This window comes from Actinoplanes sp. NPDC051494 (assembly GCF_044454705.1).
Taxonomy (GTDB): Bacteria; Actinomycetota; Actinomycetes; order Mycobacteriales; family Micromonosporaceae; genus Actinoplanes.
Genome location: NZ_JBITDZ010000003.1, coordinates 398,233 through 423,596, shown reverse-complemented (window position 1 = coordinate 423,596; position 25,364 = coordinate 398,233). Strand labels below are relative to the sequence as shown.

Annotated in this window: 26 protein-coding genes; 16 read left to right on the top strand and 10 right to left on the bottom strand. The window is 71.8% G+C overall.

The features are described from left to right. Positions 1-67: 67 nt before the first annotated feature. Together ACIA6A_RS14535 and ACIA6A_RS14530 are read right to left on the bottom strand one after the other, a co-directional pair. A complete protein-coding gene (locus tag ACIA6A_RS14535) occupies positions 68-1,756 on the bottom strand; it encodes a hypothetical protein (RefSeq protein ID WP_396098077.1) in 1,689 nt (562 codons plus the stop codon). After that, positions 1,746-2,441 (bottom strand): hypothetical protein, encoded by a 696-nt coding sequence (locus ACIA6A_RS14530; RefSeq protein ID WP_396098075.1) that lies wholly within the window; start codon positions 2,439-2,441, stop codon positions 1,746-1,748. The genes ACIA6A_RS14535 and ACIA6A_RS14530 overlap by 11 nt, the downstream gene beginning before the upstream one ends. A gap of 156 nt (positions 2,442-2,597) precedes the next feature. On the opposite strand from ACIA6A_RS14530, the gene ACIA6A_RS14525 reads away from it, so the two are divergent. The 4 genes from ACIA6A_RS14525 to ACIA6A_RS14510 are packed head-to-tail and all read left to right on the top strand — an operon-like array spanning position 2,598 to position 6,209. Beyond that, positions 2,598-3,086, top strand: coding sequence for an SUKH-4 family immunity protein (locus ACIA6A_RS14525; RefSeq protein WP_396098074.1), 489 nt, complete (start codon positions 2,598-2,600; stop codon positions 3,084-3,086). Further along, positions 3,083-5,227, top strand: coding sequence for a hypothetical protein (locus ACIA6A_RS14520; protein WP_396098073.1), 2,145 nt, complete (start codon positions 3,083-3,085; stop codon positions 5,225-5,227). Before ACIA6A_RS14525 ends, ACIA6A_RS14520 begins: the two co-directional genes overlap by 4 nt. Beyond that, positions 5,224-5,787 (top strand): hypothetical protein, encoded by a 564-nt coding sequence (locus ACIA6A_RS14515; RefSeq protein WP_396098072.1) that lies wholly within the window; start codon positions 5,224-5,226, stop codon positions 5,785-5,787. Before ACIA6A_RS14520 ends, ACIA6A_RS14515 begins: the two co-directional genes overlap by 4 nt. 23 nt (positions 5,788-5,810) lie before the next feature. After that, positions 5,811-6,209, top strand: coding sequence for a hypothetical protein (locus tag ACIA6A_RS14510; RefSeq protein WP_396098071.1), 399 nt, complete (start codon positions 5,811-5,813; stop codon positions 6,207-6,209). Between the two features lie 38 nt (positions 6,210-6,247). On the opposite strand, the gene ACIA6A_RS14505 is transcribed toward ACIA6A_RS14510, so the two are convergent. Beyond that, positions 6,248-7,003 carry an SDR family NAD(P)-dependent oxidoreductase gene (locus tag ACIA6A_RS14505; RefSeq protein WP_396098070.1) on the bottom strand — a complete coding sequence of 252 codons (756 nt, stop codon included), beginning with the start codon at positions 7,001-7,003 and terminating at the stop codon, positions 6,248-6,250. A gap of 71 nt (positions 7,004-7,074) precedes the next feature. Here ACIA6A_RS14505 and ACIA6A_RS14500 point away from each other — a divergent pair, with 71 nt between their 5' ends. Then, on the top strand, positions 7,075-7,518 hold the full coding sequence (locus tag ACIA6A_RS14500; RefSeq protein ID WP_396098069.1) for a DUF1801 domain-containing protein: 444 nt from the start codon (positions 7,075-7,077) through the stop codon (positions 7,516-7,518). Here the strand turns inward: ACIA6A_RS14500 and ACIA6A_RS14495 are convergent. Genes ACIA6A_RS14495 through ACIA6A_RS14485 form a run of 3 tightly spaced genes read right to left on the bottom strand, consistent with a single transcriptional unit; the run spans position 7,497 to position 9,180 of the window. Then, positions 7,497-8,510: a hypothetical protein gene (locus tag ACIA6A_RS14495; RefSeq protein ID WP_396098068.1), complete on the bottom strand. Its 1,014-nt coding sequence runs from the start codon at positions 8,508-8,510 to the stop codon at positions 7,497-7,499. The genes ACIA6A_RS14500 and ACIA6A_RS14495 overlap by 22 nt on opposite strands. 60 nt (positions 8,511-8,570) lie before the next feature. Next, complete coding sequence (locus tag ACIA6A_RS14490; RefSeq protein WP_396098067.1) at positions 8,571-8,927, bottom strand: hypothetical protein; 357 nt, start codon at positions 8,925-8,927, stop codon at positions 8,571-8,573. 52 nt (positions 8,928-8,979) lie between these two features. Next, positions 8,980-9,180, bottom strand: a complete 201-nt coding sequence (locus ACIA6A_RS14485) for a helix-turn-helix transcriptional regulator (RefSeq protein WP_396098066.1) — start codon at positions 9,178-9,180, stop codon at positions 8,980-8,982. Positions 9,181-9,374: 194 nt separating this feature from the next. Between ACIA6A_RS14485 and ACIA6A_RS14480 the strand changes: the two genes are divergently transcribed. Continuing rightward, entirely contained in the window at positions 9,375-9,557 is a 183-nt protein-coding gene (locus ACIA6A_RS14480; protein WP_396098065.1) for a hypothetical protein, read from the top strand. A 35-nt stretch (positions 9,558-9,592) separates the two neighbouring features. Further along, entirely contained in the window at positions 9,593-10,840 is a 1,248-nt protein-coding gene (locus ACIA6A_RS14475) for an FxsB family cyclophane-forming radical SAM/SPASM peptide maturase (RefSeq protein WP_396098064.1), read from the top strand. Between the two features lie 511 nt (positions 10,841-11,351). Here ACIA6A_RS14475 and ACIA6A_RS14470 read toward each other — a convergent pair. Further along, a complete protein-coding gene (locus ACIA6A_RS14470; RefSeq protein ID WP_396098063.1) occupies positions 11,352-14,957 on the bottom strand; it encodes a family 78 glycoside hydrolase catalytic domain in 3,606 nt (1,201 codons plus the stop codon). Between the two features lie 193 nt (positions 14,958-15,150). Here ACIA6A_RS14470 and ACIA6A_RS14465 point away from each other — a divergent pair, with 193 nt between their 5' ends. Next, a complete protein-coding gene (locus ACIA6A_RS14465) occupies positions 15,151-15,720 on the top strand; it encodes a hypothetical protein (RefSeq protein WP_396098062.1) in 570 nt (189 codons plus the stop codon). Between the two features lies 1 nt (position 15,721). Here ACIA6A_RS14465 and ACIA6A_RS14460 read toward each other — a convergent pair whose 3' ends face one another. Continuing rightward, complete coding sequence (locus ACIA6A_RS14460; protein WP_396098061.1) at positions 15,722-16,054, bottom strand: winged helix-turn-helix transcriptional regulator; 333 nt, start codon at positions 16,052-16,054, stop codon at positions 15,722-15,724. A 61-nt stretch (positions 16,055-16,115) separates the two neighbouring features. On the opposite strand from ACIA6A_RS14460, the gene ACIA6A_RS14455 reads away from it, so the two are divergent. After that, positions 16,116-16,985 carry an alpha/beta hydrolase gene (locus ACIA6A_RS14455; RefSeq protein WP_396098060.1) on the top strand — a complete coding sequence of 290 codons (870 nt, stop codon included), beginning with the start codon at positions 16,116-16,118 and terminating at the stop codon, positions 16,983-16,985. A 53-nt stretch (positions 16,986-17,038) separates the two neighbouring features. On the opposite strand, the gene ACIA6A_RS14450 is transcribed toward ACIA6A_RS14455, so the two are convergent. Further along, the gene (locus tag ACIA6A_RS14450; protein WP_396098059.1) at positions 17,039-17,869 is read right to left on the bottom strand and encodes an alpha/beta fold hydrolase; all 831 of its coding nucleotides are present in this window, start codon (positions 17,867-17,869) and stop codon (positions 17,039-17,041) included. A gap of 43 nt (positions 17,870-17,912) precedes the next feature. Between ACIA6A_RS14450 and ACIA6A_RS14445 the strand changes: the two genes are divergently transcribed. The 7 genes from ACIA6A_RS14445 (at position 17,913) to ACIA6A_RS14415 (ending at position 24,963) form a co-directional block, all read left to right on the top strand. After that, positions 17,913-18,614 carry a TetR/AcrR family transcriptional regulator gene (locus tag ACIA6A_RS14445; RefSeq protein ID WP_396098057.1) on the top strand — a complete coding sequence of 234 codons (702 nt, stop codon included), beginning with the start codon at positions 17,913-17,915 and terminating at the stop codon, positions 18,612-18,614. 236 nt (positions 18,615-18,850) lie between these two features. Next, positions 18,851-20,311, top strand: a complete 1,461-nt coding sequence (locus ACIA6A_RS14440) for a glycosyltransferase family 39 protein (RefSeq protein WP_396098056.1) — start codon at positions 18,851-18,853, stop codon at positions 20,309-20,311. A 22-nt stretch (positions 20,312-20,333) separates the two neighbouring features. Beyond that, on the top strand, positions 20,334-21,035 hold the full coding sequence (locus tag ACIA6A_RS14435; protein WP_396098055.1) for a monooxygenase: 702 nt from the start codon (positions 20,334-20,336) through the stop codon (positions 21,033-21,035). Then, positions 21,032-21,613, top strand: coding sequence for a GNAT family N-acetyltransferase (locus ACIA6A_RS14430; RefSeq protein ID WP_396098054.1), 582 nt, complete (start codon positions 21,032-21,034; stop codon positions 21,611-21,613). The genes ACIA6A_RS14435 and ACIA6A_RS14430 overlap by 4 nt, the downstream gene beginning before the upstream one ends. Then, the gene (locus ACIA6A_RS14425) at positions 21,600-22,379 is read left to right on the top strand and encodes a carotenoid biosynthesis protein (protein WP_396098053.1); all 780 of its coding nucleotides are present in this window, start codon (positions 21,600-21,602) and stop codon (positions 22,377-22,379) included. The genes ACIA6A_RS14430 and ACIA6A_RS14425 overlap by 14 nt, the downstream gene beginning before the upstream one ends. Positions 22,380-22,426: 47 nt before the next feature. Next, positions 22,427-23,524 carry a glycosyltransferase gene (locus ACIA6A_RS14420; protein ID WP_396098543.1) on the top strand — a complete coding sequence of 366 codons (1,098 nt, stop codon included), beginning with the start codon at positions 22,427-22,429 and terminating at the stop codon, positions 23,522-23,524. Further along, entirely contained in the window at positions 23,521-24,963 is a 1,443-nt protein-coding gene (locus ACIA6A_RS14415) for a phytoene desaturase family protein (RefSeq protein WP_396098052.1), read from the top strand. Before ACIA6A_RS14420 ends, ACIA6A_RS14415 begins: the two co-directional genes overlap by 4 nt. Here the strand turns inward: ACIA6A_RS14415 and ACIA6A_RS14410 are convergent, their stop codons facing one another. Continuing rightward, positions 24,964-25,329 carry a hypothetical protein gene (locus ACIA6A_RS14410; protein WP_396098051.1) on the bottom strand — a complete coding sequence of 122 codons (366 nt, stop codon included), beginning with the start codon at positions 25,327-25,329 and terminating at the stop codon, positions 24,964-24,966. Positions 25,330-25,364: the final 35 nt, after the last annotated feature.

Here is a 25,364-nt window from a genome sequence, read left to right as displayed (position 1 = left end):
TTTCCGACCGATAGGAGCAGTTCAGCGTGGATCAGGAGCGCGCAATAGTACGGGGGTGCATCACTCGTCAGCCGCAGTCGCTGCCGTCGCCGCCGGCGATCTGGACGACCTCACGGGTGGCCAGTTCGGTGGCGCTGTCGGCCAGGTCGTTGCTGGGCCCGACGCCGGCCGCGTGCGCCGCTCTGGCGACGTCCAGGTCGACCGCGAACAGGCCGATCTCGTAATGCTGACCGGGTGCGCCCGGAAAGAATTCGACGCCTTCCCAGACGGACAGTGTGGACGGTTCTTTCCAGCCGCGCGGGAATTGGACGTACCATTCTTCGGGCTCGTCGTTGTTCAGGTTGCGCACGGCGAGGATCAATGTCTTTCCGGCCGCGAGCCGAGCCGTTCCCGAGACATAAGCACATCTCTGTACGTCGGATCGGGCCGCCGGTGCGGTGATTTTCCCGGTCGTGGGGACCGTGGCGCCGGCCATCGACGCCGAGGGCGATGCCGAGGGCGAGGGTAATGCCGAGGGCGGTGGCGTGGGCGACGAGCGAGGGAGCTTGGCGACAACGGTGCTGGTGGCGACGCTTGTGCGCGTGCTCGGCGCGGCGGAGATGCGCGGTGACGGCACCGGCGGCGACGGCGACGGCGACGGCGCGGCCGGGTCGCTGGACACGGTGACCGGGGCCGTCGGGTGGGCGCCGGACCCCCACGGGGCGGCGACCGCCATTCCGCCGCCGGCCGCCGCGAGAGCCACCGATCCGGCGGCCACCAGAAAGGGCCAACGGCGAGGCGCTTTCCGCGTACGGGAAATGGCGAGCCGGCGCAGTTCCTGAGCCCACCGCGGTCCGTCGGCGGGCCGGCCGGCCGGATCCGAGCGGAGCATGGCGAGGACCTGGGCCACCAGGGCGCCGGGATCGTTCACCCCGGCCGTCCGGGCCACGGCGCGGATCCGGGGCGCGACCAGATCCGGCAATGCCGCGCCGGCGGCCGGTGGATCCTCGCCGAGCAGACACAGAACGGCCAGGGCCCCGAGCGCGTACCGGTCTCCGGAATCCTCCCGGGGCCGATACGGATTCCGCAGGATCTCCGGTGCCGTGTACGCCGGCGTGTGCATTCCGGCCGGGTCGAATCCGTCGTCGGCGGTCCGGATCCCGTCCACGTCGATCAGCACCACACCCCGCGCCGGATGAACGATGCAATTGCCCGGCTTCACGTCCCGGTGCAGACTCGGATTGCCCGCGGATCTGCTCGCCGCGTGCAGTTCGTGCAGGGCCTCGGCGACCTCGTGGACGTATTGCATGCGCTGGCCCAGGGTGCCCGCGGTCGCCGGTTCGCCACCGATCAGCTCGGCCAGGGTCGGGCCGTCGAGCCATTCCATGACCACATAGGGCACCCGCGGACCGGCGCTTGACTCACCCCGGTGATGTGGGGCGGCGCCGACGAATACCTCGTTGAGCCATACCAGCCGTTCCAGATGCAGGTGCTGGAGCAGCACCGTGCGGTCCTTCCACCGTTGGAGAATGTCCTCGGACGGCCAGTCGTCATCGGCCCCGTCCGGCCGGTGCAGGGCCTTGACCGCGAGCGGCACCGCCGACCGGAGCTCCCCGTGATAGCTGGCGCGCCAGGTCAGGCCCTCGCCGCCGCGCCGGGGCTCACCGAGCAACTCGAATCGGTCCGGGGCCTCGGGCGGTCCCGCGAACAGGCCGTTGGGACGCGGCGCCGGAAGCACCGCCGGCCCCCCGGTGGCCGCACCGGTCTCATTCTCCACTGGGATCACCCAGGTCGCCGCGGTTCACCCAACCGTTCCACAATGCCCACCGCGCCAGCGGAAGCCGGAAATCGTCATTCGGGATCTGCTCGGCGGCGACCATTCCGGGAATGCCGTAACCGGTCAGATTCTCGCGGACGACCTTGAGAACATTGCGGACGTACTGCGGACTCAGGCCGAGACGTTCGCCGATCTCCGCGTACGTCGCGGGGCGCGCGGCCGTCCCGGAACCGGTGAGCAGCGGGCGGCACAGTTCGGCGACCACCCGGTGCTGAGCCGCGGTGAACCGGTCGGGCCCGGTGAAGGTGTCGGCCGACCGGGTCACGATCCCCGGCCGCATCGGCGCCGATTCCCGCGCCGGCCCGTCGACCTCCACGAACTCGTCACCCAGCGAGCCGGCCAGCACGACGGCGAACCGCCCGCACGGGGGCCCGATGGCCGCGCCGGGTGCCACCACCAGGTCCTCACCGACCGGTGGCCGTACCACGAACGGTTTGGTGGCCGACGTGTTGCTCACCAGGACAGCGCCGCCGACCAGCTGGATCGCCGCGGCCAGCCGGGAAAGGTGACCGTCGTCGGGCAGCCGGACCGTGCACCGGCTGCCGCGCCCCACGGTGACCCGGTCGTCCGGCCCCAGGACCCACCGGCGTGCCCGATACCGCACGGTTGCCACCGAACTGTCCACCGCGCCACCTTCCCCACGTTCTACCAGCCCTAACGCGCCCAGCTCCGTACGGGATGCGGGGTGGATCCATCTGATGACAGCGACCACAAGATCGACACTTGTCGAAGCGTTGTACCGTGCTCCGCGGGACCGTAAGGTCCTTGAAGGAGGATCGCGATGGATCTCACGGGGGAGATCCGGCGTCTCTGGGGTGATTCGCTGGCTCCGGTGACAGCCGAGATCGATGACACGGTGCCCGAGCGCACCCGCGCTTTCCTGACCGGGGTCGGGCTGCCCACCGAGCCGATCTGGGGCCTCGACTTCGAGCACGGGGACGCCCTGGCGCCGTTCGAGCGCGCCGGCCGTCGCTGCCTTCCGATCGCCGGGTCGGCGGGCATACCGATCTTCGTGGTCGAGCTGGACACCGGGGTGGTGCTGCAATGGCCGCCCGACCCGGCCGAGTCCGATCCACCGGACTTCGTCAACTCGGACGTCGGACTCTTCCTCCTCACCGCCGGGCGCTATTTCGCCCTGATCCGGCACGCCGGCGATGACGGCACCGCCGCCTTCCGCCGTGAGCTGGCGGCGGTGGACCCGGACGCCCTGGCAGCTCGGACATTCTGGTCGTACAAGGTGGTCGAGCTCCAGAGCGAGGACGACGCATGACCGCGCGTCAGGGATTCCTCCGGCGGTTCGTGGCCGCGCTCACCGTCCTGATCACGCTGTTCGTCACCACCGCCGGCACACCCGCACGAGCAGCGCTTGATCCGGTTCCGCGGGACGCCTGGCTTCAGCCCGTCCCGTTCGGCAACCCGCTCTACGAGCCGGCCCTGCAGTACCGCGACGCCCACCGGTCCGGGATCCCCTGGGGACGCAACGTCGCGGTGTTCCTCTACTACGACAACGGTGTCCTCAAGTGCATCGTCACCGCGAGCTTGCCGCCGCAGGCCGACAGCCTCACCAGGACATGGGTAGACATCTACCGCCGTGGTGCCTCCGGCTGGGAGCCGGAAAGCAGCGTGGAGTACCGCGGCAACCAGGCACCCGGATTCGGCGGCCTGACCACCCTCAACGATGTGCATGCCGAGAAGCTGGCCTATCTCTACCTGAAATCCGCGCTGGGCAAGGATCTGACGACCGCCGTGTTCGCCGGCCTGTCCGAGCTCATCCCGTGCTCCCGAGCGCCGAACTTCTGTCAGACGAACCTCAACCCCAACAACGCCATCGACCGGGGACTGTTCGTCCGCTGGTTCCCCGGGCTGTACGACATGACCCTCCCCGCGGAGGCCCGGACGCCGATGCTCTACCTGGACATCGGCGATGCCACCACCCTGGACGAGATCAAAGCGCTGATCAAGAGCTTCTACGACGCGTATCTCGCTGCCGGCCGGGACTACCGGAAGGCTGCCCGAGCGTTCGCGGGCGCGCAGGTGGGCGCACCCCCGGGAACCGGGCCGGCGAACGGCGCGCTGGCCGACGCGCTGGCCGGTAGGACGGACCTCGGTGGTATCGACTTCTCGACCCTCGAGCTGCGGTACGTCGCCGGTCCCGGTGCCGGGACCGGCACACGCTTCGCGTTCGACGCGGCCGCCGCGAAAGGCACACCGACGGCGGCCGACAGCGCCACGAGGCTCGACCAGGGACGCCGGGCCGCGCTGCTGGCGTCCGACGCGTTCTTCGTCTGGCTGAGCCTTCCGCCCGAGACGAACTGGGTCAACCTCAACCCCAACCAGCCCGACCAGATCGTCGAGAAACGTCTCGGCAGCACCGAGGCCGGCAAGGTCCTGCTCGAGGCCGACCTGCGGATGAAGACCACCCTGGCCGCCGAGGTGCATCCCGACACCGCCACCGGCAGGAAATACTGGGCCGGCCTCGACACCCTGCGCGAACGGTACGGGGAACAGCCGTGCGTCACCGTGCGCACGTGGATCGTCCCGGAGCCGGCACAGGTCCGCGAGGAGAACGGTGGCCTCTACATCCTGGACGCACCACTGACCGTACGGGTGGAGCGGGTCTTCCTCGAGCCCGGCACCGACGCGGTCGACGGGGCGAAATGCCCGGCCAGGAACGAGGCGGCCGGCAAGCACCTCGAGGACCTGTACCGCACCTACCTGCTGCCGGCGCTGATCAAGCGGGTGAACACCGCGCCCGAGTACGCCGACCTGCGCCGGGTGTACCTCAGCCGGGTCGGCGCCGAGTGGTACCGGGCGAACCCCGGGACCGGGCCGGTCGCGGATCTGATCGACCGCGGCACCGTCCACGCCTGGCCGCTCAAGGACGACTGGAAGCCACGCACGACGTTCGACAAGTACGTCACGTCATACCACCACGGCGAGTTCACGATCGTGCGGGACGTGAAGCGCGGCTCCAAGGTCTACCGCTACACCTACTCGTACGGCGGGGTGGACTTCGCTCAGGTGAACCTCGCTCCGGTGGACGAGCAGACCTTCCGCCAACGATGGCCCGGGGCGGCGGACGCGGCGGCCCGCTCGTTCACCGCCGCCGCGGCCGACCCGTCCGGCCGTACCTGGCTCGGTGTCGCCGCTCGTGCCCAGCCTGATACGGAAGCCCAGCCTGACACGGAAGCCCAGCCGGACACGGAAGCCCAGCAGGACGCGGACACGCAGCCGGACGCGGGCCCTGGTGCGGAGCCGGCGGCGGCACCGGACGCCGAGCGCGACGGGTGGCACCTGCCGCACCTGCCGATGCAGGTCTGGCTGATGATCACCGGCGGCCTGCTGATGATCCTCTACCGCATCCGGCGGGCCATCAGACGGCGCCGGCCGTCGCCCGGGGGCAGACCATGACCGAGCCCGAACCGTACGGCGAAGAACCACCCGCCGAGATCACCGGTGCCGCCCTGGCCCGCGGGCTCGGACGACGCCTGGCCAGCCGGTATCTCCTGAGCCCGGCGATCTCCGGTGGGTTGTCCCTGCTCCTGCTGGCCGGCTGCATCCTGGCGTTCGTGCTGCTGGGCGTCCTCGGCCCGAAAGCCTCGGGCCTGCTCGAGGACGTCCTCGGCTGGGTGGCCAACCTGCTGTGTTTCGCCACCGTGGTCGCGATCGTCCTGGTCATCAGGTCGTTCGTGCGTGGCGCCCAGTCCTACCACGTGTACACGGGCGGCTTCGTGCACCGCAAGAACGGCCGGGTGACCGCGTACGCCTGGAACGAGATCGCCGAGCTCAAGCCGTTCCTCCAGAAGGCCGGCGAGGACAGGGGCAAACTCGTCCACTACCGGCTGGTGACCCGGCTGGTGACCCGGCCGGGCCGGACGATCGCACTACCGGTCGAGATCACCGACGGCCGCGACCCGCTCCTCGACCACCTCATGGGGATGCTCGACCAGCACGGCATCCCGGTCAGCTGACAAACCGCAACGGGGGCAACGCCATGACCTTCCCGGACCCGACCTTCGACAACCACCCCTCGTACGAATCCACTCCCCCACCACCGGCCCCGGCCCCGACCCCGCCGGCCCCGCCCGCGGCGCAGCCTCCGGCCTACCCGGGCCGGCCGCCCGCACAGCGCGCCTATCAGCCCCCGATCGAGGACGCCGAGGAAGCCGCGCGAGCACAACGCGTCCAGCGAGCCGCCCAGGACGCCGAGGCGCAGACCCGCGCCCGCCGCGACATCGGTTTCGGCGCTGTCTGGCTGCTCGCCGGCATCATCATCACGCTCTGGACCCTCTCGTCCGGCGCGACGTTCTACATCGTCGCCTGGGGACCCATGCTGTACGGCGCCTACCGCCTCATCAAGGGCCTCGTCACCAGGAACCGGACCCCGTCCTGACCCGGTCCACGACTCCTACGCGTCGCAGCGACCGGGCGTCAGCGGAAGACCAGGCCGCCGCCGACCTCGAGGACCTGGCCGGTCAGCGCCGCCGAGCCGGGGGCGGCCAGCAGCCGTACCGTATCGACCAGGTCCTCGGGGGTCAGGCCGCGCGGCACCGCCTGGGTCGCCGCCAACGGGGCCTGGTGATCGGGGACGTCCCGGCCGGCCGCCCGCTCGGCCTCCTCGAGTTCGTCCTCGCCCTCGGTGCGGATCGCGCCGGGTGAGAGCGCGTTGACCGTCACCCCGGCCGGGCCGAGGGCTCGGGCCAGGGAACGGGTCAGGCCGATCAGGGCGGCCTTGCTCGCCACGTACGCGGGTCCGGACGGCCCGCCCAGCGCCACCGTCGGTGACACGACGTTGATGATGCGCCCCCAGCCTCGTACGGTCATGCCCGCGCCGAGGGTCTGGGCGAGCAGCATGGGTGCGGTGACGTTGACCGCGAACGTGGATCCCCACTCCCCGGTGGTCATCTCGCCGATCGGCACGTTGGAGGCCCGGGCCGCGTTGTTGACCAGGACGTCGACGTCGCCGGCGCGGGCGGCCATCGCGGTCACCGCGGCGGGGTCGCTCAGGTCGGCGTCCAGCAGCCTCGTGCTCGCGCCCAGGTCGCGGCAGCGGCGGGCCACGTCCCCGGCCTGGCCGGCGGCGTCCAGGTGGTGCAGCAGCAGGGTGACGCCGGGGCGGGCGAGACCGATGGCGAGGGCCGCGCCGATGCCGCGCCGGGCGCCGGTGACGAGAATGCGCTGATCCATCGGACCATGGTCACACCGTGTCGATCAGGAATCGAGAAGCGCGGCGTACGCGCCTCTCGTAGCGTGAATGGATGAGTTCATCACCGAAGTTCTCCGCGGAAGAACGTGCCGCCATGAAGGACCGGGCGGCCGAGTTGAAGGCCGGGTCCCGGCGCACCGGTGCCGCGGAGAAGGCGGCCGCCGAGGAGTCCGCTGTGCTGGCGAAGATCGCCGAGATGCCGCTACCCGATCGGGCCACGGCGCAACGCCTGCTCACCGTGGTCGCGGACGCGGCACCCGAGTTGACGCCGAAGCTCTACTACGGGCAGCCGGGGTGGGCGCGGGCCGGGAAGGTCATCGTGTTCTTCCGCAGCGGGCTCATGGACAAGGCGCGCTATTCGACCCTGGGCTTCAGCGGTGAGGCGGCGCTCGACGAGGCCGGCGGGTTCTGGCCGACCTCGTACGCCCTGGAAAGCCTGACCGACGACAGCGCGGCAACCGTCGCCGCCCTCGTTCAGCGGGCGAGCCGCCGGTAGGCGAGCAGTCCGATCGGGGCACCCACGAACAGCAGGAGCAGGACGGCGGTCAGCAGCATCCCGCGATCGGCGGGCTCGCTGCTGACCAGCGGCGCCGCGGCCGACGAGGGCGATGCCGCGGTCGAGGGAGGCGGCGCGGAGGGGGAAGCCGTCGGGGCCGGCGCGGCGACGGGATATCGCAGCAGTGGTGGCTTGCGGCCCTCCGACACGGTGAGCAGCGCCGATCCGTCCGCGCTGTAGGCGATCGACTCGCCCTGCGGCTCGTCCGGCAACGCCACCCGGCGCGGCGACCCCGTCGTGATCGCGCCGAGCACGTCACCGCCGGTCACGCCGAATTCAAACGCGTCCGCATAGGTACGGAGCACCGCCCGCGATCCGTCCGGGCTCACCGCCCCGCCGGTGATCACGAGCCGGCCGGCCAGCCCGTACGGATTGCTGGTGTCACTGATCGGCAGGGTGACGGCACCGGCCCGGTCCAGCGGCGTGGTGCGGCCGGTCTTCAGCTTCTTCCCGGGTACGTAGACGCCCGCGGCACCGACGCCCTTGGTCACCACGATCGGGGTGCCGTCCGGTGCGAGCAGCAGCGCCTCGGCGTCGTGCGCGCCGTCCGGATAGCTCATCCGGTACAGCTTGGGTTTCCGCGCGCCGGGGGCCAGCCGCCACAACCCGATGGTCTCCCGCGAGCCGCTGTTGTCGCCGATGTCCGCGATCCACAGTGTGCCGTCCGGCGCGCGGGCCATGTCCTCGGTGTCGCGGGGCCGGGACGGGTACGCCACCGACCGGGTCACCTCGCACCGCCCGTTCAGGAAGAAGATCTTCCGGCGGTCCGGGTCGTCCGATCCGTCGTTCATGACGGCGTACCCGCCGTCGGGGAACGCGACCAGCCCGGAGATCTCGGCCGCCCGCGGATCGGCGACCGTGCACACCGGCTGCGCCGGCGCCGGAGCGGCCAGCGCACCGGCGGCGATCATCGTGGCCAGGAACGGGATCATCACCACCATCGTGGGCCAGGACGGGGACGATGTCCACGCTCACCGCCCACGTGTACCGGTTCAGGCCACCTCCGCGCGGTGCCAGGAGCGCTCCGCGGAGGAATGCCGGCCGGGGTGCCCGACGAACAGGTGACAATCCGTTTCGACCCGGCTCTCGACGGCGTCCTGCCGTTCCGGGCACCACGTGTACGGATTGATCTCGGACGCGCTCAACGTCCACTGGATCCACCACATGGTGGCGTCGACCTGCTGGCCCAGCGCGGCATGGGAGCCCTCGTGCCCCTGTTCGAGCTCGCAGCCCAGCTCCGACTGCACACTCGGCGCGTCCGCGGGGAGCCCGCCGAAGAACGCCAGCTGCGCCGCGTCGAGCGTGATTCGTGCGGGACAGATCGTCAATTCCTCAATATCGATCGCCATACATATCCCTGTTCCCCTTTCCCGGCTTCCCACACCCGCCACCTGAACCGGTTCATGCGCGGGTCCCGCCCCGGGCGGCCCGGCGCTGAACGATCCAGGTCCGCACCTCCCCGGCCAGCCAGATGCGACCCTGCGCGAGCTCGGCGACCGGGTCCGGGAAACCCCGGAGCTTGGTGAGCTGATAGACGCGCTGCTGGCTCACTCCCAGCAGGGTCTTCAGCTCGCGCGCGCCGGCCAGATCAAGTTCGTCCATGCGCCCATCATAGTCGTTGAGCAACTAGTCACAAGACCCGATCGGTCACGCGAACTTCGCCGCCAGCGCCTGGTACAGCTCCGCGAATCCACTTCCCGAGTGCTTGTCCGGGGTGAGGGTGTTCACGAGCGGTTCGGTCCGCGACACGACCGCACCGCGCGGACCGCGAGGCCCGCCGGGACCAGCGTCCAGACATGCTGACCGGCGCGGTCAACCTCGGGTTGCTGCTGCGCGACCGGGAGCCGGCGACCGCACTGACCCTCATCGAGCCGAGCCTCGACGCGCTGCGTGCCGCCCAGGGTCAGGATCACCCGCAGGCGCTGGCGATGGCCCAGGGCAACCGGGGCGAAGGTGACATCGAGCCGCCACCTTTCTAGCATCGGACGCGGAGCCGGACCGCCGGAAGGACCTCATGCCCACCGTTCGACCCACCTCGCTGCCGATCGTCGCCCCGGCGCCCCGGTGGCCGCACCGGGCCCTCGACGTGGCGGCGCTGCGTGCCACCGGCTGGTGCCCGACGCCGTTCCGTGACGTCGTGCTCAAGGTCCATCAACGCTGCAACCTGGCCTGCGATTACTGCTACGTCTACGAGATGGCCGACCAGTCCTGGCGGACGCGTCCCCTGCTGATGGAACCGCACATCGCGCGGGCCGCCGCCGGGCGGATGGCCGACCACGCCCGCACCCACCAGCTCGACAGCATGCGCCTGGTGCTGCACGGCGGTGAGCCGCTCCTCGCCGGTGCGGCCCGCCTCGACGAGGTGGTCGGAGCATTCCACCGGGCCTTCGACGGTCTCGGCCGCCTCGACGTGCAGATGCAGACGAACGGCGTCCTGCTCGACGAGGCCACCCTGAAACGCCTGCACGCCCGTGGGGTCGGCATCGGGGTCAGCCTCGACGGCACGCCCGCGGATCACGATCGCCATCGGCTCCGCGCGAACGGCAAGGGCAGTCATGCCGAGGTCGACCGAGCGCTCCTGCTGCTCGCCTCGGAACCGTATCGAGCGTCCTTCGCCGGGCTGCTCTGCACTGTCGACCCGACCACCGACCCGATCGCCTGCTACGAGGCCCTGATCTCCTACCGGCCACCCGCTCTCGACCTCCTCATCCCCCATGCCAACTGGTCGGCGCCGCCGTTCCGCCCGGACGGTAGCGGCCCGGCGCCGCACGCGGACTGGCTGATCGCGATCTTCGACCGCTGGTACGACGCTCCCCGCCAAGAGGTCGCCATCCGCCTTTTCGAGGACGTGCTGGCGTTGGTGCTCGGCGGTACGAGTCAGTCCGAGCAGGTCGGCCTGAGTCCGGTGGCGGTCGTGGTGATCGAGACCGACGGTGCGATCGAGCAGGTCGACTCGTTGAAATCCGCCTACCAGGGGGCGTGTGACACCGGCCTGAATGTGCTTCGTGACGGGTTCGAGGCGGCGCTCGATCATCCCGGCGTGGCCGCCCGGCAGATCGGGCTGCGAGCTCTCGGCGACGACTGTCTTCGCTGCGAGGTCCGGGATGTCTGCGGTGGCGGACATTACGCCCATCGCTACCGAGCGTCGGACGGTTTCCGCAATGCTTCCGTCTACTGTGCTGACATGCTGAAGTTGATCCGCCACATCAGTGCCCGGGTCGCCGCGGATCTGACGCGGCTCTCGGCCACCGGAGCAGCGTGACGAGCTCGACGGGCGGGGATGCCGGTTACGCCTCGAGGACGCCAGCCCGTATCGCGACGGCTATCACGCCGTCCCGCTGGCCCGGCTGACCGACGACGAAGCGGCCCGGTGGCAGGAACTCTTCGTACCCGCGTGGGAGCTGATCACCCGGCATCTGCCGGAGCAGGCCGCGGAGACAGCAGCCGGGCTCCGTGCGGTGGTCCCACTGGCCGATCACGGTGACGGCTCGGAGCGTCACTACGCGCCCTGGCGCAAAGACCTACGGCCCGCCTCCGCCCTGTTCCAGGGCGGGGCTCGGCTGATCCAGCGTGGCTATCCGCTCCACAACCGCCCGCCTGTCCTCCCAGTCGAAACCGGAGGGCACCGCGACCGCCGCCAGTTGAGCCGGAGCAACCACGGCCAACAGGCGCGCCAAAGCATCGTGGTCGGCCTCAATCGATCCGCGATACCAGCGAGTTGCCGCCCGGGGTGTCCAGAAGACTGGACACCCCGGGCGGAAAGAGCAAATGAGCTAGGCGACGGTGAAGGTGTAGGTGCCTGAGGGGAGGGCGTAGGTTGCCGCGCCGTCGGTGTAGCCCTGGGGGACTGCTTCCGGTGGGGCTGTCACCGCTGCCGCCGTGGGGGCCGGCACCTGGACCGTGGACGTGGTGTTGGGTGGGATGACGACCTTGAGCGACAACCTTGATCCGCTTCGCTGCCAGGATGCGCTCGTCGGGCCGTACCCCGTGGTGAGGGAACTTGATGCGGACGTGAGTGTCCCGCCCGGCTTGGGGGCGATCAGCACCTGCTTGTATCCCGGCGCCGCCGGGGCGACGCCGCCGACGGTGCGGTAGAGCCAGTCGCCGACCGAGCCGAGGCCGTAGTGGTTGAAGGAGTTCATGCCGACGTCCTGCAGGGTGCCGTCGGGCCGGATGCCGTCCCAGCGCTCCCAGATGGTGGTCGCTCCGCGGGAGTTCATGTAGCCCCAGCCGGGGTAGTCCGGCTGCTGCAGGATCTGGTACGCCGTGTCGAGGTGACCGTGGGTGGCCAGCACCGGGAGCAGATTTTCCACGCCCATGAAACCGACCGACAGGTGACCGTTGCGCGACGCGACCTTGGCGGCGAGTTTGTCCGCCACGGCCTGGGTGAGTGACGGCGGAACCAGGCCGAACGCGAGCGGGAGCACGTACCCGGTCTGGCTGTTGCCGCTGACCGTGCCGTCCGCGGCGATGAACCGGCTGGTGAACGCCGTCGCGATCCGGTCGGCGAGCGTTCCGTAGGACGCCGCCTCGGCGGTGCGGCCGGTCGCCGCGGCCATCCGCGAGAGCAGCCGGGCCGAGTATCCGAAGAACGCCGTGCTGGTCAGGTCGCGGGCCGTCTCGTCCTGGACGTTGAGCCAGTCGCCGAACGTCTCGTGGTCGCGGATGAGGTCGGCGCCCGCGGTCGAGCGGAGGTAGTCCACATACCGCGCCATGGCCGTGAAGTGCCGGTCGGCGGCGCTGAGGTCGCCGTAGCGCTGCCACAGCGTCCAGGGCACGATCACGCCCGCGTCGGCCCAGCCGGCCTTGCCCGCGCCGTCGATCACGGCCGGCGCCACGTCGGTGAACGCGCCGTCGGCCCGTTGCGCGTCGACGAGGTCGTCGGCGAACTTGTCGAGCAGGCCGTGGGCGTCGAAGTTGAACGTCGAGGTGGCGCCGAACGACGCGATGTCGCCGGTCCAGCCGAGGCGTTCGTCGCGTTGCGGGCAGTCGGTCGGGATGGACAGCATGTTGGAGCGGGCGCCCCAGAGGATGTTGTGCTGCACCTGGTTGATCAGCGGGTCGCTCGTGGTGAAGTCACCGGTCTCGGCGCCGTCGGTCCAGGCCGCGAGCCCGGTCAGGTTGTCCGCGGTGACGGTGCCGGGGAATCCGGTGATCTCGACGTAGCGGTAGCCGTGCACCGTGAAGTGCGGTTCGAAGACCTCCTGCGCACCGGTGCCGGCCAGGGTGAACGTGTCGGTGGCCTGGGCGGCGCGCAGGTTCGCGGTGTACAGCGTGCCGTCGGCGTTGAGGATCTCGCCGTGCCGCAGCGTGACGCGGGTGCCGGCCGGTCCGGTCGCCTTGAGCCGGTTCCAGCCGGCGAAGTTCTGGCCGAGGTCGGCGATCCACACCCCGGGTCTCGGCTGGGTGATCGCGACCGGCCGCAGTTCCTGCTGGACGGTCACCCCCGGGTCGACCTGGGCGACGAGGTGCGGCTTCGCGCCGGTGCGGACCGTGACCGGCCGCGGGCCACCCGCGACGCGGGCGTCCTGATCCTCGCCGTGGTACAGGTCGTCGGACACGATCGTGCTGGGCGACGAGGACCAACTTCCATCGGTACGCACGTCAGCGCGCGTTCCGTCGGTGTACTCGATGGACAACTCCGCCGAGTACCACGGTGCGGTGCCGTAGCGCTGGTTGCCCGCGAAGCCGATGTTCCCCGAGTACCAGCCGTTGCCCAGCAGCGCGCCCAGGTTGTTGTCGCCCTGCCTGAGGCTCCGGGTCACGTCGAAACCGCTGTACTGCAGGCGCTTGCTGTAGTCGGTCCAGCCGGGGCCGAGGCGTTCGGTGCCGACCTTCGCGCCGTTGAGGTAGGTGTCCTGCAGGCCGAGCGCGGTGGCGAAGAGCCGTGCGCGGGCGACCGGCTTGGCGACCGTGAACGCCTTGCTGAGGTACGGCGCCGGGTTCGGCACCGCCACCTGGGCTCCCCACGGGCCGGCCCCGTACGCCGCGGTGACCCTGGCCGCCGGCCACCCGCTGTCGTCGAAGCCGGACCGCTCCCAGCCGGCCGGGCCGGTCTGCGACGTCTTCCACGAACCGTCGCTGACCACGGTCGTCGTCCCCGCGACGAGTTTCGCGAGCAGGCCGGCCGGTCCGGCGCTGGTGTTGGTCGCGGCGATCGCGATCGTGTTGGCCCCGGCCCGCAGGTAGGCCGAGACGTCCACGGTGGTGGCCCGTTTCCACGAGTCGGTGGCCCGGCGGGAGGCGGCGACCGGGGTGCCGTTGACCCACACGTCGGCGGTGTCGTCACCGGTCACCACCAGGGTGGCCGAGCCGGGTGCGGCGAGGTCGACGGTGCGCCGGAAATACCGCTGGGCGGCCGGGGCCTCGACGGCCGGGTCGCCCTCGGGATACCAGATCCAGGAGGCGCCGGTGATCGTCGCGCCGGCCGGGCCCCCGATGAAGTCGGCCTGCCACGTGGTCACGCCGGTGTCGAACCGGGCCGGCGCGCTCCACGCGCTCGCCCGGCCCTGGGCGTCCCAGACCCGCACCCGCCAGTGGTAGGTGCGGTTGCCGGCCAGCGCCGGGCCACCGTACGCGACGTCGGTGCTCGCAGCCGAGGCGACCTGACCGCTGTCCCAGACGTCGGCGGCACCGGCGCTCGTGCCGACGGTGACCTGGTAGCGGCCCTGGAGCTGGCCGTTGGCCGCGGAGACGAGCCGCCAGCCGAACCGCGGCTTCGGCGCGTCGATCCCGACGGGGTCGGTGCGGCGTTCGGTGGTCAGCCCGGCGAGGCTGACCGGGGAGGCGCTGCCGGAGCTGGGCGCCACGACGTCCAGCCGCCAGGGCGCCACGCCGTAGGCACCGGCGTCCCGGGCCGCGCTCCAGGTCTGCGGCACGCTCGCCGCGGCCTGCCACGTCCCGTCGGTGACCAGGTCGACGGTCGAGCCGGCGCCGGCGATGCGGACCCGGCCGAGCACTCCGGCGGCACCCGCGCTGGTGTTGCGGGCGGCGACGGTGAGCGTGTTGGCGCCGGGCTTGAGCGCCGCGGCGAGGTCGACGTACTGCGCGCGTTTCCACGAGTCGGTGCCGCGCGGGGAGCCGGCCAGATACGTGTCGTTGAGCCAGACGTCAACGTTGTCATCGCCGGCGACCACGAGCTGGGCGTCGGTGTAGGGCCCGGACGGGGCGGTGAAGGTGCGGCGCAGGTAGCGGGTGCCGGCGGGGACGTTCGTGGCCGGATCGCCGTCGTCGGACCAGATCCAGTGCGCGCCGGTGAGGCTGACCGGGGTCGTGACGAGCGCCGGGGCGGCGTCCGCCCGGGTGGCGGCGAACCCGCTGCCGGCCAGGACGGTGGCGGCGGCGAGCGCGACGAGTTTTCGGGGGATGTGCGGGGCCATGCGGTTTCTCCTCGGTGGGGGGAGTTGCGCGGGGCGGTGATCACCACATATTTAAACGTTTCAATGCGTCGACCTTCTGAGACTAGGTCACATCACAAGATCTACTCAAGGCGCAACCCCGGACGCGGTGGGATGCACAACCCCGGGAGACCCCGGCTGACCAGGGCGGATCGGCTCCGGGAAACTCGCTGCCATGAACTCACACGGGGGCAGGATCGGGCTCGTCACGAGCCTCACCGTCATGACGCTGCTCGGCGCGACAGCCTGCGGCGGCAGTGACGACAGCACCACGGAAAGCAAGCAGACCCCGGGCGCGACCGGCGTCACGTACCAGCCGTCCGGCAAGGGCTGCGACAACGTCGACACGACCGCCATGGACGCGGTGCTGGGCGCCTCGCAGATCCGCGACGAGGGCCTCATCAGCTCCACCGTCGGCTCGCAGGTCAACTGCGCCAAGTCCTACGACAAATTCACCGTCACGGTACGCACGCAGTCCGTCAAGGGCGCCGACGGCAAGATCATCTACGACGGCTTCCGCGGGGTGCAGGAGAAGTCCGGCGTCGAGCTGACCGAGGTGCCGGGTGTGGGCACCGCCGCGTTCACGTACGTCGACGAGATCACGGGCCCGCAGCTGGAGGCCTGGGACGGCAACATGTACCTCAGCATCAGCGTCAACGAACTCGACGAGGGCGGCGACGTCGACGGTGCCGCGAAGGCGCTGCCCGCGGTGGCGACCGCGACGTTCGCCAAGATCCGCGGCTGAGTCACGCCCGGCCGTGCTTGGTGGCCCACTCGCAGATGGCGGCGAGTGGCTCCTCCAGCGTGCGGCCCAGCTCGGTCAGGGAATACTCGACGTGCCGCGGTGGGGCCTCCTTGAGCACCCGGCGCTCCACCAGGCCGTCGGCCTCCATGTCCCGCAACGTCTCGGTCAGCACCTTCTGCGTGATGCCCGCGACCCGGCGGCGCAGGACGGCGTGCCGCTGCGGGCCGTCCATCAGGGCGTAGATGAGCAGGACCCGCCACTTGGACGCGAGGCGTTCGAGGGCCTGCCGCGTGGTGCAGCCCTCTTCGAGCACATCAGGAACGACCAGAGACACGGATAAGGGTACCGCGAAGTGCCTTCTGTCCTGATCGGACGAACGCGCTTACCGTCGAGCCATGCGAATCACGTTCACCGCCGACGGCATCGAGCTGGCCGGGGAGCTGCGGGTCACCCCCGGCGCCCCCGCCGTCGTGCTCACCGGGCCGTTCACCGGCGTCAAGGAGCAGGTCACCGGCCGATACGCGGCGGAGTTGCACCGGCGCGGACTCACCACCCTCGCGTTCGACCACCGGGGTTTCGGCGAGAGCGGCGGCCGCCGGGCCCACGAGGACAGCCAGGGCAAACTCGCCGACCTGCGGGCCGCGGTCGGCCTGCTCGCCGAGCACCCGGAGGTGGATCCGGAGCGCATCGGCGTCGTCGGCATCTGTCTCGGTGGCGGGTACGCGGTCCGGGCCGCCGCGACCGACCCGCGGATCGCCGTCGCCGCGGGCATCGCCGGCGCCTACAACAGCCCGGCCCGTTTCGCCGCGGCCGACCCGCAGGGGTACCGCGGCGCGATCCGCTCGTTCATCGACCGTTACGAGGAGGAGCTGCCCGCGGTCACCGCCGGTGACGGGCCGGCGGCGATGGGCGGTGCCGAACCGTACGAGTACTACGGCACCGGCCGGTCGGCGGCCGAGCACTGGGAGAACCGGGTCACGTACGGCTCGCTGCACTCCCTGATGACGCTCGACGCGCTCGGCGCGGCCCCGCTGCTCGGCGGGACGCCGCTGCTGATCGTGCACGGCCGCACCGACGACTACTGCTCCCCCGAGCTCGCCGAGGCGGCCTACCTGGCGGCGCCGGGCCCCAAGGAGATCCACTGGCTGGACGCCAAGCAGCACATCGACCTGTACGACGTCGATCCCTACGTCACCGAGGCGGCCGACACCACCGCCGATTTCCTGCTCCGGCACCTCGGCGGAGGCGCGCAGCCGGCCCGGTGACGCGCCGAGCCGGTCGAGCCCGGCCTCCGGCAGCGCGTCGCCGAGCAGGGTCGTCAGCTGCCGATCGCCGCCACCTGACCTCCCGTAGCCTCCCGCAGGAACGGGATCAGGATCGGGAGGACCTGCGCCGCCTGCATGGCCACCAGGTGGTCGGCCTTCTCGATCACCCGTACGCGCCACCCGAGCGCGATCAGCTCCGCGGCGTTGCGTCGCAGCGCGTCCCCGATCACGACCGTGGCATCGCCCCACTTCGCACTGTAGACAATGGTGTCGTCGGCCCCGGCGAACGCCAGCCGGGGGACGCGCACCCCGGCGAGGGCCGCCCGCTCGTCGAAGCCCCGCAGGGATTCATACAGCGTGACGTACTGCCGGGTCTGGTCCGGGTCGAGGCTGATCCCGGCCGCGTCCCAGTCGCCCGGCTCCGCCTCGGGAACCGGCTCGGACCCCTGCTCCACCGCCGCCCGATGGGTCGCGTGGGTGACCTTCAGCATCGCCTCGTAGGGGCCGTCGAGCGGCGGGAAGCCACCCATCGCGACCGCGGTCAGCCGGTCGGTGCGGATCGCGAGCTGGAGCCCCGCCAGCCCGAGCCAGGAGTATCCGTAGTAGGCGAACCGCTCGACCCCGGCCGCGTCGGCGATGCCCAGCAGGTCACCGGCGAGCGCCCCGGCGTCGAGGTCGTCCGGGCGCGGATGCGCCCGCAGGTGGGCCTCGTAGTCGGCGGCGATCACCTGAAAACCGGCCTCGACCAGCCCGGTCGCCAGCGCGTGCCCCAGGTTCTGGCCGGCGCCCCACGCCCGCGCCCTGTCCGCGGCCTCCCCCTCGGTGATCGCCGTGCCGACCGGCAGCAGCACCGCGGGCCCCTCGCCCAGCACCGTGACATCCATGACTCTCCCCTTCCGTCCGGAAACTCCTTATAGTGTAAGGACTATGGATGTCGACGCGCACGTCCGCCGCCTGTGGCGCCACCACGGAACCGCGCTGCCCACTCCCCGGCGCGGCCCCCGCCAGCAGCTCGACCTGGACGAGATCCTCGAGGCCGCCATCGCCATCGCGGACCATGACGGTCTGGCCGCGGTGTCGACCCGGTTGGTGGCGGCCCGTTTCGGCAAGACCCCGATGGCGCTCTACCCCTACGTGGGGACCAAGGAGAACCTGCTCGCCCTGATGAGCGACCACGCCTCGGCGATGCCGGCCTGGACCGACCCGGGCGCCACCCTCGGCGACGACCTCCAGGCCTGGGCGGGCCACCTGTTCGCGGTCTACCTGGCCCACCCCTGGCTGCCCGGCCGGCCGTGGTCCCAGGGCCCCCACGAGCAGGAATGGCTCGAACGCCTGGCCACGGTGCTCACCACCTGGCAGGTCCCGGCCCGGCTGCGGCCGCCGGCCATCACCACGCTGTACGCGGTGGCCCGCTCGGCGGCCGAGACCAGCGCGGCCTACCGGCGCATGGACGACGCGGGCACCACCGCCTGGCTGGCCCACGCCGCGTCCACCGCGCGCCAGATCCCGGACCTGCGCGACCGCTATCCGCACTCCACCGGCCTCGAACCCCTGGCCGCGGACTGGCGGGAAACCCCCCGGGCCGGCCTGATCGCGGCAGTGACGCTCCTCAGCGCGGCGCTGGCCTGACAGAGTCGTCAATCATGATCGATGACTCACGCTGACGGCGGGACAGCTGCGGGGTCGGGGAGAGTGCGGAGCCCCTCTAAGATGAGCAGCTTCCACGTCGTTCCTTCACCTTCGGAGTCTTTTTTATGGCCGCCGACACGGCTGCACCTGCGGATACGACCCCCGATCACGATCAGGAGACGCAGGTAGCCGCCAAGCGCCGGGTCCGGCCGTGGGAATCCGGCAGCGTGCGGGTCATGCTGCCGCCGTTCGTCGTGACGCTGATCGTGATGCTGATCGAGATCGGTCACCGACAGCTGTGGGCGGATGAAAACGCGACGTGGTGGTCGGCGACGCTCACGTTCCCCGATCTCCGCAAGCTGATCCAGTCGGTGGACATCGTCCTGCTGCCGTACTACGTGTTCATGCACGGCTGGATCGCGGTGTTCGGGGATTCCGAGACCTCCCTGCGGATGCCGTCCGCCCTGAGCATGGCCCTGGCTGCCGGGGTGCTCGCGCTCATCGGGCGGCGGCTCTTCGACGCACCCGCGGGAATTCTGGCCGGACTGCTGGTCGCGCTGGTCCCGGCCGTTTCCCGGTACGGGCAGGAGGCGCGTCCCTACGCGATGGCGACGCTCGCCACGGTGACCGCGATCTGGCTGCTGCTGCGGGCGCTGGAGCGGCCGACCGTCGGACGCTGGGTGCTGTACTCGCTCGCGGTGATGGCGATCGGTTTCAGCCATGTCGTCAGCGCCATGGCCCTGGCCGCACACTTTCTGCTGGTGCTCCGGGCCGCGCTCGCGAGCGGGGGCCGGGAACGGCTCCGCCTGCTGATCGGCTGGCCCCTCGCGGTGATCGTGGCGGTTGTCACCTTCTCGCCGCTGGCCCTCAAGGGAAGCACCCAGAACGGGCAGATCAGCTGGGTTCCCCCCAACACGTGGGCGCGGGTGCAGGCCTTCCCCGAGGACGTGTTCATGAACGCCGGGGTGGCCGGCTTCGCCGTGGCCCTGGGGCTGATCGCGGTGATCATGCTCGCGTTCGAGAAGCAACAGCGGTGGACCGCCGGTTTCCTCGCGACGTGGGCCCTGCTGCCGCCGGTGATCGCGTATTACACGTTCCCCGACTTCCACTTCTTCTACCCGCGCTACATGCTCTTCACCGTCCCGGCGTGGCTGCTGCTCGCCGGCGTCGCCCTGCGCCGGTTCGCCGGCGAGCCGGCCGGCCCCGGGTTCACCGCGAAGATCGTGGCCGCCGGGGTGGCCGCCGTCGCGATCCTGGCGTTCCTGGGCTGGCCCCAGCAGACCGGCCTCCGCCACGAGTTCTCCCGGACCGGGTTCGGGTACCGCGAGGCGGCCGCCCACATCAGGGCGCTGGAGCAGCCCGGGGACGGCATCGTGTTCGCCAACTACCCGTACGCGCACCGGGGTTTCCGGTACGAGTGGCGCGACCAGCCCCGATCGGAGCAGCCACGGGAGGTCCTGTGGGACGTGCCGCCGGAGAACGCGTACTCCTGGAAGCGGAAGGCCTGCCCGGACCTCATCGCCTGTCTGGGCACGACCCAGCGGATCTGGCTCGTCGCGACCGACCCCACGGGATCGGTGCTGTCGCAGCTGCCGGCCGCTCAGCGCACCGCGCTCCGGCGGTTGTACGTCGCCCGGGAGACCACGTCCTACCACCGGCTGCGGGTCACCGTGCTGGTGCGCAAGCCGGCGACGTGACGCCCCGGTATAGCGTGCAGGCATGAATCCGGTTCCGCCGCTGGTCACCCTGCACGTGTGGCGAGTGCCGCGGCGAGCGGTCGGCGGCGCCCTCGTCCGGATGGCGACCGATCCGCGGCGGCTGCGGCGGCTGCCCGGCGTGACGTTCGGCAAGCTCCTCGGCACCGGGACCGGCACGAGCTTCGGGCCCGGCGACGCCGACCTGACCCGGTTCGCCGCGGTGCTCGCGTGGGACAACGACGGCGGTGGTGACCTGGGCTCGGTGGGTGCCGGGTGGGACCGGCTGGCCGCGGGGCGGGCCCGGGTCGATCTGACGCCGATCGCCAGCCGGGGCCGATGGTCGCGCCGGACACCGTTCGGGGAGCCGCGCGGTGGTCGTACCGAAGGCATGGTCCTGGCCCTGACCCGGGCCCGGCTGCGGCCGTCGCGGGCCCTCACGTTCTGGAACGCGGTGCCACCGGTCGCGCGGGAGCTCGCCGCGGCGCCCGGGCTGCTCGCCCGCTTCGGCATCGGTGAGGCGCCGGTGGGCTGGCAGGGCACCGTCACGGTGTGGAGCAGCTCGGCGGAGCTCACCGCGTTCGCGTACCGTCAGCCGGAGCACCGCGCGGTGATCGCCCGGACCCCTTCCGCACAGTGGTACGCGGAGGATCTGTTCGCCCGTTTCGCGGTGCGCGACATCAGTGGCGACACAACCGTGCTGGGCTGGCGGGAAGGAGCGAGATGAGGCTCGTCCCCTGGCAGCCGGACGACATGCTCCGGCGGCTGGACGACGTGGTCAGCGTGTACGGCGAGGCGATGGGTTACCGCGCCGAGCTGCTGCAGACCCGTCGTGGATACATCGGCGCCCACGTGCGCCGCGGTGGCTTCCGGGCGGTCGCGACGCTGACCACCGAGGGCCACCTGGCCGGCTTCGGCTACGGCTACGCGTCCAGCACCGGTCAGTGGTGGCACGACCAGGTCCGTTCGGCGCTGCCGGAGACCGACCGGGACCGCTGGCTGGGCACCTGTTTCGAGGTCGTCGAGCTGCACGTGCGCCCGAGCGCCCAGGGCCACGGCATCGGCGCCCGCCAGCTGCGCGCGCTGCTGACGATGGCGCACGGCGAGACCGTCCTGCTGTCGACGCCGGAGGCCGACGAGCAGCGCTCCCGGGCCTGGCGGTTGTACCGGCGGTTCGGCTTCGAGGACGTCCTGCGCGACTTCTTCTTCCCCGGCGACGAGCGGGCGTTCGCGATCCTCGGACGCGACCTGCCGCTCACCGAACGCGCCCCGGTCGAGGGCGTTCCCGGCATTGTCGGCATTTAACCCCCCGCGCCACGGCACCGGCCTGTGGGCGCTGCTCGGTGTCCTGGTCCTGGTCCAGATCAGCTATCCGCTGACCTCGGGCGGGGTCCGGGCCGCCATGACCGTGACGACGGTGCTGCTCGGCTACCTGCTCTCGGTCGCCCACGCGGCCTGGAGCCGGGGTCCCCGCGCGGCGCTCGCCCTGGTGGCCACCGCGACCGTGGGCGGCTTCGCGGTCGAGGCGATCGGGGTGGCCACCGGCTTCCCGTTCGGCACCTACGACTACTCCGGGCAGCTGGGGCCGAAACTCCTCGGCGTACCGCTGATCATCCCGCTGGCCTGGACCTGGATGGCGTGGCCGGCCTGGCTCGCGGCCGTGCGGCTGACCCGCGCCCCGGCACTGCGGGTGGCCGTCGCGGCGCTCGGGCTCGCCGCCTGGGACCTGTTCCTCGACCCGCAGATGGTCGCCGAGGGCTACTGGCTCTGGCACTCCCCCATCCCCGCGCTGCCCGGGGTGCCCGGCATCCCGATCGGCAACTATGCGGGCTGGCTCGGCTTCGCCCTGGTCCTGATGACCGCCCTGCGCGCGCTGACCGGCCCGGCCGGCGGCACCCCGGGAGACCGCGACGCACCGATGTTCGCGCTCTGGTTCTGGACGTACGCTTCGTCCGTGCTCGCCCACGCGGTCTTCCTGGATCTTCCCGGGTCAGCGCTGTGGGGCGGGCTGCTCATGGGCGCGGCCGTGCTGCCGCTCGCCGTGCGGCTGCGGGCGGGACGGGCCGGATGATCGGGGCCACGCTGCTGCCGTGGACTGCCCCGCTGCCGTGGACTGCCCTGCTGCCGTGGTTCGCCCTGCTGCCATGGGTGGCGCTCACCGGGCACACCCTCATCAACGCGGCGCTGCTGCGGCGCCCGCCACGCCGGGCGGTGGTCACCGAGCGGGTCGCGGTGCTGCTGCCGCTGCGGGACGAGGCCGGCCGGGTGACACCCTGCCTGGAATCGCTGCTGGGGCAGAGCGGCGTGCCGGAGCTGGAGATCTACGTCCTCGACGACGGGTCCACCGACGGCACCGCCGACCTGGTCCGCGAGATCGCCGGCGACAAGGTGCACCTGCTGACCGGGGCCGCGCTGCCGGACGGGTGGCTGGGCAAACCGCACGCCTGCGACCGGCTGGCGGCGGCGGCGCGGGATGCCGACGTGCTGGTGTTCGTGGACGCCGACGTGGTGCTCGCCCCGGATGCCGTGGCGGGAGGCGTCGCCTTGTTGCGGTCGGCGGGGGCCACGTTGCTCTCGCCGTACCCGCGGATCGCCGGTTCCGGGCGGTTGGTGCAACCGCTGCTGCAATGGTCCTGGCTGACGTTCCTGCCGGTCCGGATGATGGAACGCTCCCCGCGGCCGTCGCTGGCCGCGGCCGGCGGGCAGTGGCTGGTGATCGACCGGGCCGGGTACGAGCGGGCCGGCGGGCACGCGGCGGTCCGGGCCGACGTGCTGGAGGACATCGCGCTGGCCCGGGCGGTGAAACGCTCCGGCGGCCGGATCGCGCTCGCGGACGGGTCACGGCTGGCGACATGTCACATGTACTCGTCATGGCGGGAGCTGGCCGACGGCTACAGCAAGTCACTGTGGGCGTCGTTCGGATCAGCGACCGGTGCGGCCGCCGTCGTGGTCCTGCTCCTCTTCCTGTACGCGGCCCCGGCGATCGCCACGGTCGTGTTCCTGGCCATGGCCCGGCTGGATCTCGCGGCCTGGTCCCTGACCGCGTACCTGACCGGGGTGCTCGGGCGGGTGGTCAGCGCGGCCGCGACCGGCGGGCGGAGCCGGCCCGACGCGCTGGCCCACCCGGTCTCCATCGTGCTGTTCGCCTGGCTGGTGGTGCGCTCGTTCGCACTGCGCCGGCGCGGGCTCCTGACCTGGCGAGGACGGACGGTATGAGCAGGATCGTGGTGATCGGCGCGGGCGTCGGCGGGCTGGCCGCGGCCATCCGGCTGGCGGACTCCGGACATGACGTCACGGTGCACGAACGCGCGGCGACGCCCGGTGGCAAACTCGGCCGTCACGAGCGCGACGGCTTCCTGTTCGACACCGGTCCCAGCCTGCTGACCCTGCCCCAGGTCTTCACCGATCTCGGGCTCGACCTGAACGCGACGCCGCTCGACCCGGTGGTGCGCCACGTGTTCCCGGACGGCTCGGTGCTGGACTCGTCGTCCGACCCGGACGTCTTCGCCGAGCGGGTCGCCGACGCGTTCGGGGCCGCGGCCGCCGCCGACTGGCGCCGCTTCTGGCACCGGGCCGAGCGGATCTGGGGCGCGTCCTGGCGGTCGGTGCTGCAGCGCGAGGTCACCCCGGCCAGCCTGGCCCGGTTGTCGTGGCGGGTCGGCGACCTGCTCGCGATCGCGCCGGGACGGTCGCTGCGCGGGCTCGGCCGGCGCTACCTGCGGGACCGGCGGCTGCGGATGCTGCTCGACCGGTACGCGACGTACACCGGCGCCGATCCGCGCCGGGCCCCGGCCGCGCTCGCCGCTGTCCCCTACGCCGAACTCGCGTTCGGCGGCTGGTACCTCCCCGGCGGCCTGGGCGTGCTGGCCACCGCGCTGCGGCAGCGCTGCGAGGCGCTCGGGGTGCGGATCCACCTGTCGTCGGAGGTCACCTCGATCACCACGACCGCGGGCCGGGCCACCGGTGTCGTGCTGGCGTCGGGCGAGGCGGTCCCGGCGGACGTGGTGGTCTCCGACGTGGACGCCACGGTGCTGTACCGCGACCTGCTGCCCGCCCCGGACCGGCTCGCCGGACTCGCGGACCGCAGCCTCGCCGGCTTCGTCATGCTGCTCGGTGTCGACGGGGAGACCCCCCAGCTGGCCCACCACACGGTGTTCTTCCCGCGTGACTACGACGCCGAGTTCGACGCCGTCTTCGGCGACCCGGCCCACGGCCGGCGCGCCCGGCCCGCCTCGGACCCCACCGTGTTCGTGACCCGGGCCGCGGATCCCGCGGTGCACCCGGCCGGCGCCGAGGCCTGGTTCGTGCTGGTCAACGCGCCCCGGCACGGCACCGCGGCGGACACCGTGGACTGGACCCGGGCGGGGCTCGCGGACGCGTACGCGGAGCATGTCCTCGCCGTGCTCGCCGCCCGCGGCCTGGACGTCCGCGACCGGCTGCGCTTCCTCGAGACCCGCACGCCCGCCGACCTGGCCACCGCCACCGCGGCGCCGGGCGGTGCCATCTACGGTACGGCGGGCGGTCTGCTCCGGCCGGCGAACCGCGGCCCGGTCGACGGCTTGTTCCTGGTCGGCGGCTCCACCCACCCCGGTGGGGGCCTGCCCATGGTCACCCTGTCCGCCCGGATCGTCGCCGACGCCATCGGCCCGGCCTGACTACTCGCCGAGCAGTGCGGCGTGGGCCTGCCCCACGGTCGGGTGGACCGGCACCAGAGCCTGGGCGAGGCCGGTGTGCGGGGTGACGCAGTAGACGACCGGGACCGGCGGGAGGATAGCCGAGCCGAGGTGCCGGGCCTCGGCCCAGATCGGCACACTCAGTGCGGCGCGGTCGTCGAGCCCGGTCAGGTCGATGATCAGGCCCTCGGGCCGGCCGGCGAGGCATTCCCGCAGCACGGTGACGCTCTGATGGCGCATCGCCGGGTCCCAGCGTCCCGATGCGGTGAGCACGACGATGAGACAGTCGGCGTCGACACAGCGGACGGTGATCGCGGTGGGCGCGGCGGGCGCGGGTGGGCGGATCAACGTTGCTCCTTGTCGCTTCAGCTGGGAAGCGTAGG

Bases quoted from the DNA above. Each gene is read 5' to 3' on its own strand.
- ACIA6A_RS14525 (WP_396098074.1), top strand. From the start codon at position 2,598: ATGGATCTCACGGGGGAGATCCGGCGTCTCTGGGGTGATTCGCTGGCT.
- ACIA6A_RS14520 (WP_396098073.1), top strand. From the start codon at position 3,083: ATGACCGCGCGTCAGGGATTCCTCCGGCGGTTCGTGGCCGCGCTCACC.
- ACIA6A_RS14515 (WP_396098072.1), top strand. From the start codon at position 5,224: ATGACCGAGCCCGAACCGTACGGCGAAGAACCACCCGCCGAGATCACC.
- ACIA6A_RS14510 (WP_396098071.1), top strand. From the start codon at position 5,811: ATGACCTTCCCGGACCCGACCTTCGACAACCACCCCTCGTACGAATCC.
- ACIA6A_RS14505 (WP_396098070.1), bottom strand. From the start codon at position 7,003: ATGGATCAGCGCATTCTCGTCACCGGCGCCCGGCGCGGCATCGGCGCG.
- ACIA6A_RS14500 (WP_396098069.1), top strand. From the start codon at position 7,075: ATGAGTTCATCACCGAAGTTCTCCGCGGAAGAACGTGCCGCCATGAAG.
- ACIA6A_RS14495 (WP_396098068.1), bottom strand. From the start codon at position 8,510: ATGATCCCGTTCCTGGCCACGATGATCGCCGCCGGTGCGCTGGCCGCT.
- ACIA6A_RS14490 (WP_396098067.1), bottom strand. From the start codon at position 8,927: ATGGCGATCGATATTGAGGAATTGACGATCTGTCCCGCACGAATCACG.
- ACIA6A_RS14485 (WP_396098066.1), bottom strand. From the start codon at position 9,180: ATGGACGAACTTGATCTGGCCGGCGCGCGCGAGCTGAAGACCCTGCTG.
- ACIA6A_RS14480 (WP_396098065.1), top strand. From the start codon at position 9,375: ATGCTGACCGGCGCGGTCAACCTCGGGTTGCTGCTGCGCGACCGGGAG.
- ACIA6A_RS14475 (WP_396098064.1), top strand. From the start codon at position 9,593: ATGCCCACCGTTCGACCCACCTCGCTGCCGATCGTCGCCCCGGCGCCC.
- ACIA6A_RS14470 (WP_396098063.1), bottom strand. From the start codon at position 14,957: ATGGCCCCGCACATCCCCCGAAAACTCGTCGCGCTCGCCGCCGCCACC.
- ACIA6A_RS14465 (WP_396098062.1), top strand. From the start codon at position 15,151: ATGAACTCACACGGGGGCAGGATCGGGCTCGTCACGAGCCTCACCGTC.
- ACIA6A_RS14455 (WP_396098060.1), top strand. From the start codon at position 16,116: ATGCGAATCACGTTCACCGCCGACGGCATCGAGCTGGCCGGGGAGCTG.
- ACIA6A_RS14450 (WP_396098059.1), bottom strand. From the start codon at position 17,869: ATGGATGTCACGGTGCTGGGCGAGGGGCCCGCGGTGCTGCTGCCGGTC.
- ACIA6A_RS14445 (WP_396098057.1), top strand. From the start codon at position 17,913: ATGGATGTCGACGCGCACGTCCGCCGCCTGTGGCGCCACCACGGAACC.
- ACIA6A_RS14440 (WP_396098056.1), top strand. From the start codon at position 18,851: ATGCTGCCGCCGTTCGTCGTGACGCTGATCGTGATGCTGATCGAGATC.
- ACIA6A_RS14435 (WP_396098055.1), top strand. From the start codon at position 20,334: ATGAATCCGGTTCCGCCGCTGGTCACCCTGCACGTGTGGCGAGTGCCG.
- ACIA6A_RS14430 (WP_396098054.1), top strand. From the start codon at position 21,032: ATGAGGCTCGTCCCCTGGCAGCCGGACGACATGCTCCGGCGGCTGGAC.
- ACIA6A_RS14415 (WP_396098052.1), top strand. From the start codon at position 23,521: ATGAGCAGGATCGTGGTGATCGGCGCGGGCGTCGGCGGGCTGGCCGCG.